The following is a 14,645-nucleotide window of genomic DNA, read 5'->3' on the forward strand; positions in this document are numbered from 1 at the left end:
AGCCCCGTCACCGAGACCACCGACCGCCTTCCAGAGCCTCCTGGATCAGCAGGGAATCCCACGGTCGAAGTCCTGGCGCACCCTCGGAACCTGACCCCGACCACCAAGATCACCGACAGAGTCAAGCAGAGAGAGCACGAAGGCGAGAGCTGTACGCCTTGCAGCCGCCCAGGTGGTCGGGGCGGCTGCAAGGATGGCCACCGCCTGTTGATCGCAACCGTGCCGCGCCGGCGGGCCTTCATGCCCGGGAGGGGTGAGCGGGGGCGTCGTGCAGCAGGAGGTCGAGTACGGAGTGGGTGTAGGCGGTCAGCTGATCGGCGGTGTCCAGCGGCAGCACGCCTGGCAGCCGGGCTGCCAGCTGGTCGTGGCCGACGTATGCGGTGTAGCCCAGCGTTGCGCGCTGGATCGCCACGGCCGGCGGGAAGCCGATCTCCTCGAAGAGGCCGACGCAGTAGTCGAATCGGCGTTGCACCACTCGGCGCACGACGGGTGCGACGATCCGGTGGTCGGCAGCGGCGAGCACGTTGACCGCCACCGCGTTCTGCCCCGCGTTCCCGATGATGCGCGTGAACAGGATGCGCAATCGGGCGACCGGGTCCGTCTCGGGGGCCAGCGCGGCGATGTACGCGTCGGTGAACTCCTTCTCCCAGAGCCGGAGCGCGGCCTCGACGAGCGCCTCCCGGTTGGAGAAATGCCAGTAGAAGCTGCCCTTGGTGGTGCCGAGCCGAGTGGCCAGCGGCTCGACGGCGACGGCGGCGAGGCCGCCTTCACCGATGGCGGTGAGGGCAGCCGCCGCCCAGTCGTCCGCAGTCAGCCGCCGTCGTTCTTGATCCATGTCCATACGGTAGCGTACGGTCCACCATACGCTCCCGTATGGAGTCTCATGTAAAGGAGGCACCGTGCAGAACATCCAGCGCCGCGCGATCGACGCACCCGCCGCCGACGTCGGAGCCCTCCTGGACCTGCTGAGCACCCCGCAGGACCAGATATGGCCCGCCCCCGCCTGGTCGCCCCTGCACCTCGATGCCGGCCTCGCCGTCGGTTCGCGCGGCGGACACGGCCGGATCCGCTATGCGGTGACCGAGTACGAGTCCGGCAGGCGAGTGCGGTTCACCTTCGCCCCCGGGCTCGGCCTCAGCGGCTACCACGAGTTCCTCGTCGTCCCCGACGGCCCGCAGCGCTGTCGAATCGTCCACACCGCCGCCGGGCGGGTCGAGGGCCGGATGCGCCTGGTGTGGCCACTGGTGATTCGCTGGCTGCACGAGGCGCTCCTGCACGACATGTTCGACAACATCGAGCGCGTGGCCACCGGCCGATCGCCTCGCCCGGCCCGTTGGTCGCCGTGGGTCCGCCTTCTACGCCTCCGCTTCGCCCCACGGCCCTGAGAGGTGTCTGACCATCCGTTTCCCTCCGGGACCGACGCGAGACCCCTGAGTTGCACGGGTGGCGACCGTCCGGTCCTGGGAGGCGGCCGCGTGATCCGCCATCGGTTCCAGGCGGTGCGCCACGATGTCCTTCCTCCTGCGGGGAGTTGGAGGTGCCCCCGACGTGTGGTCAGGGGCACCCGTATGTCCACCGCCGGGATCCGGCCCTCCGGATCGGTTGGGGTGTGCGGTTGTGGTCGGAGCGGCCTTGCCGCCCATGTTCAGCACCGTCGGGCAGAGGCCTCGGCGTGCCTTCCCGCGGCCTCTGCACCAGGCTTCAGAACAACCCGATGACCCAGTTCTGCGCGTCATCCCCGGAGGTGCAGTCCAAGATCTCAACCGGCAGCCCTTCGGTCGGCTGGCCGTCCGGTACGGCGATGCACAGGTTGGTGTTGCGGTGCCCTGCCTGTGACATCACCCTCACGCTGACGGCGGGCGGCGCAACGCTGCTCCAATCCTCGTTGCTGACGCTCGTGCATCGCACTTGTGAGATGGGGGAGCCGGCCGCGACGGGGCCGTTCATGTACATGCACAGGCCGCTGAACTGGTTGATGATGTGGTAGGTGCTTCCGGAGCGGTTGAGGAACAGCCATTGCTGCGTGATGCTGCCGTTGCAGGTTGCCTGAACGATCGTCGCCTCGCCGGCGGATCCTCCTTCGGGCTGCAGGCACTTGCCGTTGCCGGAGTTGATGATCGGGTGGAAGGCACCGCTCAACGGGGCGAGGGGTGCGGGTTGGGCGGTCGCCGGTCCGGCGGTGGCCGCCATGCCGGCGCCCGCCAGGACGAGCGCGGTGGTCAGACCAGCGAGTTTGGTGCGTGCGGTTGGACGCATGACGTGGGAACTCCTTCGCGAGGTGGTTTCCGGCATGAGAGGCAGTTCTCTGGAGCCGGAATCTGAAGGCCTTGATCCCCCGCGCTACTTGCCGCGACGGATGCCAAGGACGGTGATCGACGGCAGCTCCCGGGCCGGTTCCTTGACGGGGAGCGACGACGACCAAGGGCTCAGGCTCTGCCGTTGACGCGGCGCCGGTCAGTCCGCAAGCGAACCGTCCAGTGCTGCCCCGCGTCCCCGATCTGAGAGGCCCTTGGCAGAGAGCGTGGTGCACGGGGGGCAGGCTGTCGCGTGCGGTGCCGCTCACCGGACCCAGCACCCGCGCATCTGCCCCCGTCGACCCGTCAGGCCGGTGTGGACGTGCGTCAAGAAGTCATCCGTCGGGCAGGCGGCAGCAAACACCGGCCCGCCCGTCGGGCCAACGGGTTCGCCGTCCCGAGGTGCGAAGGGTTCTGATTCGCACCGTGGCCGAATCGGGTTGACGCACGCCGTATAGGTCGCCGGTGAGCCGAGCGGTGTGTACGGAACGCACGAGCGCCGCCCTCGCGCGGCACTATGGTGGAGCGTGGCCTCAGAGCTGTTGGAGCGTTCGTCCCTGCTCGCCGACCTGGACCGCGGGCTGGCCGAGACCGGCTCGGGTGGCCGGATCGCCCTGGTGTCGGGTGAAGCCGGAATCGGGAAGTCAGCGCTGGTACGGCGCTTCATCCAGCAACACGACGGCGACACCCGCGTCCTGGTCGGCCTGTGCGACCCACTGCTGACACCTCGCACCCTGGGCCCGCTGTACGACATCGCCGCTCAGACCGGCGGCGCGCTGGCCGGGCAGATGGCCGCCGAGGCCGGTCGTGAGGTCATCTTCAGCGCCCTGCTGGACGAGTTGGCGCACTGTCGGCGCCCTCAGGTGGTCGTGGTGGAGGACGTGCACTGGGCCGACGAGGCCACCTTGGATCTTCTGGTCTTCCTGGGCAGGAGGCTGGAGCGGCTGCCCGCGCTGCTCGTGGTGAGCTACCGGGACGACGAGCTGGACCTGGATCATCCGCTGCGCACCGTGCTGGGCGATCTGCCCCCGGAGCGGACGCGGCACCTGCGGCCGGCGCCACTGTCCGAGGCGGCTGTCGCCGAACTGGCACGGCGGGCCGGACGGCAGTCCGCCGGACTGCACGCGACCACCGGCGGCAACCCGCTGCTGGTCACCGAGGTGCTCGCAGCGAACGAGCCGGGGGTACCCCGAGCCGTCAGCGCCCTGACCCTGGCCCGCTTCGCGGCGCTGGACCCGGCGGCGCAGGAGGCCGTACGTTTCGTCGCGGTCATCCCGACCCGCGCTGAACTGTGGTTACTGCAGGAGGCATTGCACGCGGACTCAGGGGTGGTGGAGGAATGCGTCACTGCCGGTCTGCTGGTGCTGGCCGACGAGACGATCGGCTTCCGGCACGAGCTGAACCGGCGGGCCCTGGAAGAGTCACTGTCGACACTGCGCCGCCGTGAGCTGAACCAGCAAGCACTCACCGTACTGTCGGCGGCGGACCGGGGCACCGACATCGCGCGGCTCGCCCATCACGCCCGGGAGGCAGGCGACACCCCGGCCGTACTGCGGTACGCGCCCGCCGCGGCCGCGAAGGCGGAAGCCCTCGGCGCGCACCGGGAGGCAGTCGGCCACTATCGGGCCGCACTGCGCCACGCGGACCGGTTGTCCCCTCCGAAGCGCGCCGGACTCCTGGAGGGTTACTCGTACAACGGCTATCTGATCGGGATCATCGACGAGGCGCTCGCCGCCCGGCAGGCCGCCCTGGAAATATGGGAATCGGCGAACCAACGGGAGAAGGCGGGCGAGAACCTTCGCTGGCTGTCACGGTTGCACTGGTGGGCCGGGCAGCGGAACGAGGCGGAGGCAGCCGCAGCCCGGGCGATCACCACCCTGGAACTGGGAGAGCCCGGCCGGCAACTGGCCATGGCCTACAGCAACCAGTCGCAGCTGGACATGCTCGCGGACCGGACGGCGGCGGCGATCGGCTGGGGATCGCGGGCGCTGGTGCTCGCCCGGCGGATCGGCGACCGCGAGACGCTGGCCCACGCGCTGACGAACATCGGCTCCGCCCGGCTGCACGACGGCGATCCCGCCGGACGGGCCGAGCTCACCGAGGCCATCGACGTCGCGATCGACGAGAAGCTGCCGGACCACGCTGCCCGAGCCCTGGTCAACCTCGCTTTCACCAGTGTGGAGAACCACGACTACCCGCGAGCCGCCCACTATGTTGAGCGGGCCCTGGAGTTCGCCCTCACACACGACCTCAACGCCTATGCGCAGTATCTGACCGGGACCCGCGCGTGGACCCGGCTGGATCTGGGGGACTGGGCGGGTGCGGAAAGCGACGCACGGCAGGCGTTGAAGGAGCGGGAGCAGCCGGGAACCAGTGTCGTGCCCGCGCTGTGCACGCTGGGGCGGTTACAGGCCCGGCGCGGGGACCCCCGGGCCTCCCTCACGTTGGACGAGGCCGCCCGGCGCGCCTTCGACTCCGGCGAGTTGCAGCGGATCGGACCCGTGGCCGCCGCCCGGGCCGAGCACGCCTGGCTGCGCGGCGACCGGGAGAATACCGCCGCCGAGGCCATCCGGGGCTTCGAGCTCGCCGTCGAACGCCGGCACCGCTGGTTCGCCGGTGAGCTGGCCTGGTGGTTGCGCCGGGCCGGACAGCGCCCCCGGGTGCCGGAGTGGGTGGCCGAGCCGTACCGGTTCTTGCTGTCGGGGGACTGGCGCAGGGCCGCCGACGCCTGGGAGGCGCTGGGGCATCCGTACGATCAGGCGGACGCGTTGTCCTGCGGGGACGAGGATGCCGCACTGCGCGCGCTCGCGCTGTTCGACGGGCTCGGTGCCGCGGCAGCCGCGCAGCAGGTCCGCCGGATGCTGCGCAGCCGGGGTCGGCTGCGGGTGCCCCGCGGTCCGCGCCCGGCCACGGTCGGCAACCCAGCCCATCTCACCGCCCGTCAGCTGCAGATCCTCCACCTGCTCGCCGCGGGTAAGCGGAATGCGGAGATCGCAGCGCGGCTGTCCTTGTCGGTGCGCACCGTGGACCATCACGTCGCCGCCGTCCTGTCCAAACTCGGCGTCGGCTCACGGGACCAGGCGGCCCCGGCCGCACGCCTGCTCGGGATCGTGCTCCCCCAAGATAGGCAACCGGACGACCCGGACTAGGTAGGACGTGCCGATCTGCCGACCGCCGGCTCGCCGCGAGAGTTCTCCCTGTAGGTGCTTCTGCGCCGCTTCGGCGGGGCATCCACGACGGGGGACGGCCCATGGCCATCGACGAGCAGGCGCTGCGGGAGCACCCGGAACGGGTCCTGACCGATTCGGCGGCGACCGTCCAGGCCGCGAAGGCGGTGATCGGCGAGCAACAGGGCCCGTATCAAGGAGCGGCCCGGTCCGGTTCCGCCCTGCCGACCCAGCTCGCCGCTGCCACTCGCACCGCTGCGTGCCATGGGGGGCGAAGTGTGCTGAGCGCACGGGCCGAATCCGCGACCCGCGACATCGTGGTCCGGGCCGGGTTCCACCGGTTCCGGCGGGTCGCCGAGGCGCCATTCAACGTCGTGTACCCGGGCGGGTCCTGAAGCATCGCGTCCCCACCGCGTCGTGCGCCGCGGTGGTTACAACCGAGCGACGATGACGAAAACGGGGGTTCCATCGGTGAGGCAGTCGAACGATTTCTTGGACAGACCGGCGCCATCGCCACCGGGAGACGGCGGGCGGGGCGTGCTGCAGGGTGCCTTCGGGCTGTTGGAGGCGGTGGACCGGGCCGGGGAGGCGCGGCTGACTCAGTTGGCAGCGCAGAGCGGCCTGCCCAAGTCGACCACGTACCGGCTTTTGGAGCAGTTGGTCGAACTGGGCGCCGTCCAGCGCTGCGGCACGGGGTACCGCATGGGTCCGCAGATGTTCCGCCTCGGGCAGGAATGGCAGCCGCATCCCGGACTGCGGGCCGCGGCGAGGGAGCCGGTACGCCGCCTGGCGGCGGCCACCGGTACGACGGTGGGGCTCAGTGTGCTGTGGGAAGGACGGACCCTGGTCATGTACTGGGCCCCCGGCGGGGACAGAGCCCTGGCCCCGCCCCGAAGCGGTACGCCCCTGCCGTGGTTCACCGCGGCGGGAAAGGTCCTCGTGGCGAGAGCACACCCCGCCCTCCCGCTCGATCCGCTCCCCGCGGCCTGGCGCCGGGAGGCGGCGGAGATCCGGGACCACGGTGTCGCGTTCGACCGGGAGGAGGTGACCGCGGGGGTGTGCTGTGTGGCGGTGCCCCTGCACAGCACGGGCAGGGTCCCGGTGGCCTCCTTGTGCGTCCTGACCGATCCCGCACAGAACCTGGAACGGCTTGCCGACGCCGTCCGGCTTACCGGCAGGGCGATCAGCGCCGGTCTGCGCGGCCGGTGAGAGCCGACCGCGCACCTCTGGAGCCGCGGAGCCGCCGCGTCGGCCCCGGGGTCCGCTGACCGGAACGGGATGTGACAGGGCGATCCGGGCGGGCGACGCTGAGGCGGTCCACTTCACATCTGTTCGTACTGGGAGCTGCCGGTATCGCCAGGCAGCAGCGGGTACTCCGGGGCGGCCTCCAGTCGACGGTCGCCTGCCTCCGCTCCCAGGACGGCCACACCACTGTCCTCACGGGAGAGGCACTGAAGATGGCTCAGCGATCCATTCACACGCCCAAGGGCCTGTTGGCAAGCGAACTCATCGACGAGAGTGAGCTTCCGGCCATCGCCGAAGTCGCTCAGCGTTATGCGGTGAGCGTCACCCCGGCCATGCAGGACCGCATCTTCGACTCCGACGACCCTGTCGGACGTCAGTTCATACCCACCGCCCTCGAACTGATCACCACGCCCGAGGAGAACGACGACCCCATCGGTGACGATCCGTTCACACCGGTGAAGGGCATCACCCACCGCTATCCGGACCGGGTGCTGATCAAACCCATGCATGTCTGCCCCGTCTACTGCAGGTTCTGCTTCCGGCGTGAGGTCGTCGGACCCGGGGACCAAATGCTCAAGGACCAGCAACTGGAAGTGGCCCTCGACTACATCCGGGCACACCCGCAGATCTGGGAAGTGATCTTCACGGGCGGTGACCCTCTGATCATCGCGCCCACGAAGCTCCGGCCCATGCTCGAAGCGCTCGACGCCATCGACCACGTCAAGGTCATCCGCTTCCACACGCGCGTGCCCGTCGTCGATCCCCGCCGGGTGACGGAGGACCTGGTCGAGGCGCTGCGCCTGCCGACCCCCGTCTGGATCGTGGTCCACACCAACCACAGTCAGGAGATCGGTGACGACGGCCGTACGGCACTGGCCAGGCTCGTCGACGCAGGCATCCCCCTCGTCAGTCAGACGGTGCTGCTGAAGGGCGTGAACGACACACCCGAGGCCCTCGAAGACCTCTTTCGCACGTTGATCGTCAACCGGGTCAAGCCGTACTACCTGCACCAGGGCGACCTCGCCAAGGGCACCGGACATTTCCGCACCACGATCGCCGAGGGACAGGCCCTTATGCGGGATCTGCGCGGCCGGGTCTCCGGCATGTGCCAGCCCACGTACGTACTGGATATCCCCGGCGGCCACGGCAAGGTACCCATCGGACCGGTCTACCTGTCGGACGGGGCCGAGCGGGTCACCGACCCGTGGGGCACCGAGCACGTCTACCCGCCGAAGCCCACCGACACGTGAGGACGGGGAAGGAACCGTGCGTTGGTGACCATGCCACCGAGCCGCACCGTCATTCGACGGCAGCGCGGCCTCTTGCCCCTACTGATCGCGTCCGTCCTGTGGGGCGTGTGGACCACCGGCGAGAAGTTCGGTCTCGCGGGCATGTCCGTTGTCACGCTGCTCGCGGTGACACTGGCTTCCTCGACCGCACTGCTGTGGGCGATCATGCTCCGCCGGGGCCACGAGCGGCCCAGCAGCGACCAGTTGAAACTGCTGGCGCTGCTGGGGCTGTTCGAGCCCATGCTCGGATACGGGGCCATCAGCCTGGGACTGGCACACCTCGACGCCTCCGAGGCGGCCCTGCGGAACGGCACCGAGGCGGTGTTCATCGTGGCGCTCGTCGCCTTGCTCAGCCGGCGGATGCCCACCGGCAGGGCCGTAGCAGGGGTCGCCCTCGCAGCCGTCGGGGTGGCGGTGCTGGGCGGCCCCCGGGTTGATGCGGCGCTCGCTGTCGGCTCCATGCTCGTACTGGCCGGTTCGCTCGCTGCGGCCATCGCCACGATGATCGCGGCGCGGGCCGTTGCCGACATGGACCCTCTGGTGGTGACGGCCTATCAGTTCGGATTCGGGCTGCTGTTCGCGGTGCCACTGCTCGTCTGGCAGTGGAGCACCGGTGACAGCGCTCTGACTCCGTCCTCGCGTCTCGGCCACTGGCTGGTGGTGATCGTGGTCTGCGGGTTCGGCCTCGCCATCGCCTACCTGCTCTACAACCGTGCCATCACAGAGGTTTCGGTGAGTGCCGCAGGCGTCGTCCTCAACATCATCCCTGTCTTCGGCGTGGCCGCTGCCATCGTCTTCCTCGGCGAGGGCATCACCCTCTGGGAGTTCATCGGGGCATCCCTGATCATCGGAGGGGTCTTCCTCTTCACCGAGCGGGACCTCAACGAGTGAGAACGGCCGGCCAAATCGGCCGGTCAGGGGCGAGCCCGCCCCCAGCACCGCCGTTCCCGAAGAGCGGGCGAAGGGCTGGAGCGGCTGCGGGACGTACGGATGCCAGCCTTGGAGGCCTCGTAACGTTCTGGTCTGACCACTCCTGATCGTGAGCTGCATTCCCGGACCGCGCGCAATGCCGTCCGGGGGCTGATGACCGGGCTCGCGAAGGAGGCGATCAGTGAGTACTGGGATCCCCCCTGGAGAAGCAGGCCGAGGTGACGACGGGGAGTGCCGGAACCATGATGGCGGGGGACGCGTTTCTTGAGCGGCGCCGTTGCGGGGCCGGGGGGATGGGCGCCGGAAGGGGTGCCGGTGGGGTTGTAGGGGTCCGGGCGGTGGTGGTTGTGCTGCGGGCGGTGGCTGCTTGCTGGCGTTTGCTGGTAGTTCCGGTGATGCGCCAGTGGAGGACTTCGGCGGGGGATTGCGCTGTGGTGAGTTCCCGTTGCTCGGACGCGTCCCGCAGGGCCTGGTGGGGGTCGTCGCCAGCCCTCTCGGCTTGGGCGAGGGTGACGGCCAGAGCGGGCCAGGCGGGGTCGGCCAGGATGCGGTCGGCGTGGGCGGGGATGGCTTGGCGCAGTGCTGCCTCGTAGCGGCGGGTGGCGTCGGGGCGGGATGCCGACCGGGCGAGGGCGGTCAGGGTGTGGCGGGCGGTCTGCTCGTAGGCGGTGGTCAGGTGGGCGAGCGCTTGTTGGGCTGCTGCTTGCTGTTGCTGGTGGTCGCGGACCTGGTGCCAGTGCATGGCGGCGCGGGTAATCAGGATCGCGACGGAGAGCAGGACGGCCAGGCCGGTGCTGTCCTGGCCGCTGGTGGCGGTGTAGATCAAGTCCTTCGCGGCCCGGCGCAGGGCGGCGGCCTGCTGGTGTTCGGCCCGAACGGTGGAGCGGGTGGCCCGGTGGAAGGCTGCGGCTGCGGCACGAAGTTCGGCCTTGCCGGCGGTGGGTGCGGCGAAGGTGGCGGTGTCGAGGAGGTCGCCGAAGGCGGCGAGGTGGGCTTGTGCTCCGGCGTCGTCGTCGCTGTCGAGTACGGCCAGGGTGTGGCGGGCGGCGTCGGCGGCAGCGTGCCAGGGGTTGGCGGTGCGGGCGGGTTGGTCCTGGGCGTCGAGGTGTTTGCGGATTTCGGGCAGGGACAGGTCGGGGGAAAGCTTGGAGCCGGAGTAGTAGATGGGTTCACCGGATGCGTTGGTGTCGCTGGGATGGGCGACGCTGTAGCCAGTGATGTCGCCGGATGGGGCCTGGCGCGGCCGGACCTTCATGCCCGTCCCCTCCAGGAGGGCGAAGAACTGGGCTTCGTCGCGGGCGGCGGCTTTGGCTTGGCGGACGGCTTCGCGTAGCTCGTCGCGTGCGGGCCGGGTGCGGCCGAGGCGTTCGGCTTTGAAGTGTTCGGGGCTGGTGGCGCGTTGGGGTGCGGTGCCGTCACCGCGGTGGAGCTGGCGCAGGCCGTAGTCCTCCTCGATGGTGCGGCAGGCGGCTTGGACGGCTTTGCGGTCGTAGTTGCGGCGGGCGACCCGGCCGTCCTGGCGGACGAGGGTGGCGGCGATGTGGATGTGGTCGGGGGCGTGGCGTACGGCGATCCAGCGGCAGGCTTTGGTGTCGCCGTCGGGGGCGATGCCGGCGGCGGCCACGACGCGGCGGGCGATGTCGGCCCATTCGTCGTCGGTCAGGAGGCGGTCGGTGGGTGCGGTGCGTACTGAGCAGTGCCAGTTCGTTTCGGTGGGGCGCTGGCTCTGGGGCAGGGCGTTGACGGGTAGGTCGAGCTGGGCGGCGAGTTTGGCCTCGGTGGCGGGATCGGGTTGGGGTCCGGGGTCGGGGGCGAAGTTGTTCCAGGAGGCGACCAGGTGCTGGTCGGTGTGCTCGTTGTGCTCCCCCGGCCCGAACAGGTAGTGGACGAGGCGTTTGGTGCCGCCGGATCCGGTGGTGATGTGCGGGATCACGGGTGCGCGTGTCCTTCCAACGCGACGACGCTGGCGGTGGCGTCGATGCGGTCCAGGACGTCGCCGAGGGTGTGCAGCAGCCGTCGGGCCGGGTCGTGCGGGGTGTCGTCGGGGTTCAGGTGGCGCAGGAACTGCGTGGTGTTGTTGGCGAGGGCGGCGAGCAGCCGGTTGGCTTCCATCAGCTCTTCGAGCTGCTGACGGGTGTCGGCGATGACGGCCTGGGGGTTGTCCGCGTTAGCGGCGTTCAGGGCTGCGGCGGCGGTGTAGGCGCCCGGTGTGATGCCGCAGAGGGTTGCGGCGATGGTGATGCCGGCCCATTCGCGGTCGCTGAAGCGGGGGCTGACCCGGCGGGTACGCGGACCGGAGGTGCGATGCCGGTGGCTGCCGCCCATATCCACAGGGCTGTGGATTCCGGTCGCATGCGTGGCGGTGAGGGCAGTGACGGCGGTGCCGACCTGGGCGACCCGGTGCGCGAGGTGATGCAGCAGCCAGTCGGTGTGATCGGGGAGGGTGCCGCCGGAGTTCAGGTGGCGGACGAGAGCGTTGAAAGTGCGGCCGGCGCGGGCGCAGGCGTGGTTGTCCCGCATGAGTTGATCGACCAAGTGCGGCTGGTGGGTGCGCCCGCCAGGTTCGCTGGGGCGGGATGCGGCGACGGCGGCTGCGGCGACGAACCCGCCGAGCTTCTTCTCACAGAGCATGCTGGCGCGGCTGATCTCGTTCCATTCGGCGTCGGTGAAGCGGGGGGCGACGCGATGCAGGCGTGGTTCGGGCAGGCGCAGGCGGTAGCGGGCGACGACATCGGCGATGGGGATCACTTCGGCGTCGCTCAGTGTGCGGGGCGGGGCGGGGGTGGGACGCGTGGGTTGGGTGGGGTTGTTGGCGGTCGGCACCCCCGGGCCGAGCGTCCCCGAAGCCGACCGCCCTCGGTCGGCGCCGGCCCTCCCCGCCACCCCTGGGGCGGGGAGAGGCCCGGCAGGAGTCCTTTCGGGACAACTTGCTGTGCGACGTGAGGTCGCATTTTCCGAAGTGAGGTGGATTTCGTGGAGAGGTTCTGACAAAGGAATTTCCTCCGAATCAGTGTCTGGATTCGTCCCCGCGCTCACATGCGTCGCTGGCAACGGCGGGGTGTGAAGCTGAGCGTTCACGCCCAAGGGCCCTCGGCCATCGAGGGCCACAGGCAAGGGGAAGGCTGGACGGGCGAACACGTGTGAACTCCTGGTTGATGCCTCGTGATATCGAACCCTGGGATGGCTGGTCTTCGCAGGGAAGGGCCCGGTGCTGCAAGGCGCCAGCGGCTTCCGGTGCAAGCAACACCGGAAGTAGGACACCGACGGCCCCGGGGTATAGGGAGCGCCCACCCCAGCCGCACCTTCGAAATGCGGAACACGGAAACCCTGACGGGGTCCGGAAACACTCGGTAAGCCAACCGCAAGGAAGGCCCAATTCCTCGGCAGGAACAGGATGGTCCAAGAAGCGAACGCCGGTCGGCCGAAAGGTCAGGGAAAACCGGGTGGTGGTCCTCTCCGCCCACCGCCCGCCATAACCCGCCGGATACGGGCCCTGGTGGCTCGACCCGAAAGGGTGCCCACGTGGACCAGGTGAGCCTTTGAAGCCCTACGCAAAGGCGCCGGAACCAAGGGACAAGTTAGATGCCGGAGGCGTGCATGAGTAGCACAGTGGCGTGGACCGCCCGCGCGTCCGAGGTAAACGGACCCGAAGGCTATTCGCCCACACAAGCCTGGAACAGCGTTGACTGGGCCGCGTGTGAGCGGAATGTACGGCGGCTGAGGCAGCGGATCTTCAAGGCATCGAGGGAAGGGGACCTTAAAAGGGTCCGGAACTTGCAGAAGCTCATGCTGCGAAGCCGCAGCAACACGCTGGTTAGCGTGCGGCGGGTGACACAGCAGAGCAGTGGTCGCAAGACCGCTGGCATCGACGGAGAACGCGCCCTCACACCGGCGGCGCGGGCCAAACTGGCAGCTCACAGCCACCGGTTGGCCACTCCGTGGAAAGTTCAGCCGGTCAAGCGCGTGTACATCCCCAAGGCGAACGGTAAGCAGCGCCCGCTCGGCATTCCGGTCATCCGTGACCGGGTGCTCCAGGCTCGCGTGAAGAACGCGCTGGAGCCCGAGTGGGAGGCCAGGTTCGAGGCGAGATCGTATGGATTCCGCCCCGGACGTGGCTGCCAGGACGCGATCTGTGCCATCCGGGCCTCCACGCGGGGCCCCAAGGCGAAGCGCCGTTGGGCGCTGGACGCGGATCTGGAAGGGGCCTTCGACCGCATCAGTCACGATCACCTGATGGCCATGATCGGGCAGTTTCCCGCCAGGAATCTGCTCCGGAGCTGGCTGCGGGCCGGCGTGATGGAGAACGGCCGTTGGGCGCCGACCGAGGAGGGCACTCCTCAGGGCGGCGTCGTGAGCCCTTTGCTGCTGAACATCGCCCTGCATGGGATGGAAGAGGCCGCGGGATTCCGCTATGAGAACCGCAAGGGGCGGGAGACCAACACCGCGCCGGGAGTACCCGTGTTGGTGAGGTATGCCGATGACTTCGTGGTGTTGTGCCACAGCAAGCAGGAGGCATATCGGGTCAAGGAGGATTTGACGGCCTGGCTTGCGCCCAGGGGTCTGCGCTTCAACGAGGCCAAGACGCATGTGGTCCACCTCGATGAGGGGTTCGACTTCCTGGGGTTCACCGTGAAGCGACACGGGGACAAGCTGGTCATCAGGCCGAGCATGGCAGCGTGTAATAAACTCCGGAAACGGCTGAGAACGGACGCTCGCGCTCTGCGTGGCGGTCCGGCCAAGGCCGTTATTCGCACGTTCAACCCGGTAGCGAAGGGGTGGAGTGCGTACTACCGGAGTGTGGCGTCCTATCGGGCCTTCTGCTCGATGGACTACTACATGTTCACGTTGCTCTATAAGTGGGCAAAACATAGTCACTCGAATCGTTCGGGGCTGTGGATTAAGCGCCACTATTTCGGCCGGTTCAACAAGTCCAGGCGGGACAACTGGGTGTTCGGCGACAAATCCAGTGGCGCCTATCTCCAGAAGTTCGCATGGACTGCTTATGCCCGCCATGTCCCAGTGAAGGGGGCGGCGTCTCCGGACGACCCGGCCCTGAAGGGCTATTGGCGGGCGCGTCGCCGCATCAAAGCGCCGCCGCCGATGGGGAAAACGAGTCTTCTCCTGGCGGCGCGGCAGAAGGGCGTGTGTCCGCTCTGTCGTGAGGCGTTGATCGAAGGAGCCGAATACGAACCGGACAATATGCGTGAGTGGATTGCCTGGTTCTCGGCGTCGAGGAAGCTGCTCAACAAGCACCACCTCGTTTACCGGAGAGACGGCGGTACAGACGTACGAGCCAACCTCCGCCTTGTGCATGCCGATTGCCATCGTCAGCATCATGCAAACGACGGAAATCGGACCGTAAGTTCACGTCCCACGAAGCCCAAGCGGCTTGCTTGAGCCGGATGCGGTGAAAGTCGCACGTCCGGTTCTGAGGGGGCCGGGGCGCAGTGATGCGCTCCGGCTACCCGACGCGCTGTTGTCCTGGCCTTCGTCAACGTCTTTGCTGTGCTTGGAGGTTGTTGAAGCTATGGAGGGCCCCTCTCCGCTCTGGTGCTGTCGGCCGGAGAGGTTCGCGTGGGGGTCGGGCCTGTTTCGGAATGGGTTGCGCACGAGGTGGCTCCGTTCGTGGGTCTGTGGTGGCGGTGATGGTTGTCGGGATCGGTGGTTTGGTCGGGCTGTGGTTTCGGGGTAGGGGCGCGGGGGGGGGGGGTGGGCGCCCC

11 protein-coding genes are annotated in these 14,645 nt (G+C 69.0%); 7 read left to right on the forward strand and 4 right to left on the reverse strand.

The genetic code is table 11. From position 1 onward, the window contains the following. Positions 1 to 238: 238 nt before the first annotated feature. Positions 239 to 835, reverse strand: coding sequence for a TetR/AcrR family transcriptional regulator (locus QMK24_RS13835; RefSeq protein WP_283466049.1), 597 nt, complete (start codon positions 833 to 835; stop codon positions 239 to 241). Between the two features lie 64 nt (positions 836 to 899). Here QMK24_RS13835 and QMK24_RS13840 point away from each other — a divergent pair, with 64 nt between their 5' ends. Beyond that, on the forward strand, positions 900 to 1,385 hold the full coding sequence (locus QMK24_RS13840) for an SRPBCC family protein (protein WP_283466050.1): 486 nt from the start codon (positions 900 to 902) through the stop codon (positions 1,383 to 1,385). A 316-nt stretch (positions 1,386 to 1,701) separates the two neighbouring features. Here QMK24_RS13840 and QMK24_RS13845 read toward each other — a convergent pair whose 3' ends face one another. After that, entirely contained in the window at positions 1,702 to 2,256 is a 555-nt protein-coding gene (locus QMK24_RS13845) for an RICIN domain-containing protein (RefSeq protein WP_283466051.1), read from the reverse strand. Between the two features lie 565 nt (positions 2,257 to 2,821). Here QMK24_RS13845 and QMK24_RS13850 point away from each other — a divergent pair. The 5 genes from QMK24_RS13850 to QMK24_RS13870 all read left to right on the forward strand — a co-directional run bounded on the left by QMK24_RS13850 (position 2,822) and on the right by QMK24_RS13870 (position 8,886). Next, entirely contained in the window at positions 2,822 to 5,443 is a 2,622-nt protein-coding gene (locus QMK24_RS13850) for an ATP-binding protein (protein WP_283466054.1), read from the forward strand. A gap of 101 nt (positions 5,444 to 5,544) precedes the next feature. After that, positions 5,545 to 5,856, forward strand: a complete 312-nt coding sequence (locus tag QMK24_RS13855; protein WP_283466055.1) for a hypothetical protein — start codon at positions 5,545 to 5,547, stop codon at positions 5,854 to 5,856. Positions 5,857 to 5,998: 142 nt separating this feature from the next. Further along, positions 5,999 to 6,670 carry an IclR family transcriptional regulator gene (locus QMK24_RS13860; protein ID WP_283466056.1) on the forward strand — a complete coding sequence of 224 codons (672 nt, stop codon included), beginning with the start codon at positions 5,999 to 6,001 and terminating at the stop codon, positions 6,668 to 6,670. Between the two features lie 248 nt (positions 6,671 to 6,918). Beyond that, entirely contained in the window at positions 6,919 to 7,956 is a 1,038-nt protein-coding gene (locus QMK24_RS13865) for a lysine-2,3-aminomutase-like protein (protein WP_283466057.1), read from the forward strand. A 30-nt stretch (positions 7,957 to 7,986) separates the two neighbouring features. Then, on the forward strand, positions 7,987 to 8,886 hold the full coding sequence (locus QMK24_RS13870; RefSeq protein WP_283466150.1) for a DMT family transporter: 900 nt from the start codon (positions 7,987 to 7,989) through the stop codon (positions 8,884 to 8,886). A 217-nt stretch (positions 8,887 to 9,103) separates the two neighbouring features. Here QMK24_RS13870 and QMK24_RS13875 read toward each other — a convergent pair whose 3' ends face one another. Further along, positions 9,104 to 10,858 (reverse strand): relaxase/mobilization nuclease domain-containing protein, encoded by a 1,755-nt coding sequence (locus tag QMK24_RS13875; protein ID WP_283466058.1) that lies wholly within the window; start codon positions 10,856 to 10,858, stop codon positions 9,104 to 9,106. Continuing rightward, positions 10,855 to 11,748 carry a hypothetical protein gene (locus QMK24_RS13880; RefSeq protein WP_283466059.1) on the reverse strand — a complete coding sequence of 298 codons (894 nt, stop codon included), beginning with the start codon at positions 11,746 to 11,748 and terminating at the stop codon, positions 10,855 to 10,857. Before QMK24_RS13880 ends, QMK24_RS13875 begins: the two co-directional genes overlap by 4 nt. 774 nt (positions 11,749 to 12,522) lie before the next feature. On the opposite strand from QMK24_RS13880, the gene ltrA reads away from it, so the two are divergent. Further along, positions 12,523 to 14,322: a group II intron reverse transcriptase/maturase gene (gene ltrA / locus QMK24_RS13885; RefSeq protein ID WP_283466060.1), complete on the forward strand. Its 1,800-nt coding sequence runs from the start codon at positions 12,523 to 12,525 to the stop codon at positions 14,320 to 14,322. The last annotated feature ends 323 nt before the right edge of the window (positions 14,323 to 14,645 follow it).

The sequence above is a fragment of the Streptomyces sp. PH10-H1 genome (assembly GCF_030063355.1).
Taxonomy (GTDB): Bacteria; Actinomycetota; Actinomycetes; order Streptomycetales; family Streptomycetaceae; genus Actinacidiphila.

Bases quoted from the DNA above. Each gene is read 5' to 3' on its own strand.
- QMK24_RS13835 (WP_283466049.1), bottom strand. From the start codon at position 835: ATGGATCAAGAACGACGGCGGCTGACTGCGGACGACTGGGCGGCGGCT.
- QMK24_RS13845 (WP_283466051.1), bottom strand. From the start codon at position 2,256: ATGCGTCCAACCGCACGCACCAAACTCGCTGGTCTGACCACCGCGCTC.
- QMK24_RS13855 (WP_283466055.1), top strand. From the start codon at position 5,545: ATGGCCATCGACGAGCAGGCGCTGCGGGAGCACCCGGAACGGGTCCTG.
- QMK24_RS13865 (WP_283466057.1), top strand. From the start codon at position 6,919: ATGGCTCAGCGATCCATTCACACGCCCAAGGGCCTGTTGGCAAGCGAA.
- QMK24_RS13870 (WP_283466150.1), top strand. From the start codon at position 7,987: ATGCCACCGAGCCGCACCGTCATTCGACGGCAGCGCGGCCTCTTGCCC.
- ltrA (WP_283466060.1), top strand. From the start codon at position 12,523: ATGAGTAGCACAGTGGCGTGGACCGCCCGCGCGTCCGAGGTAAACGGA.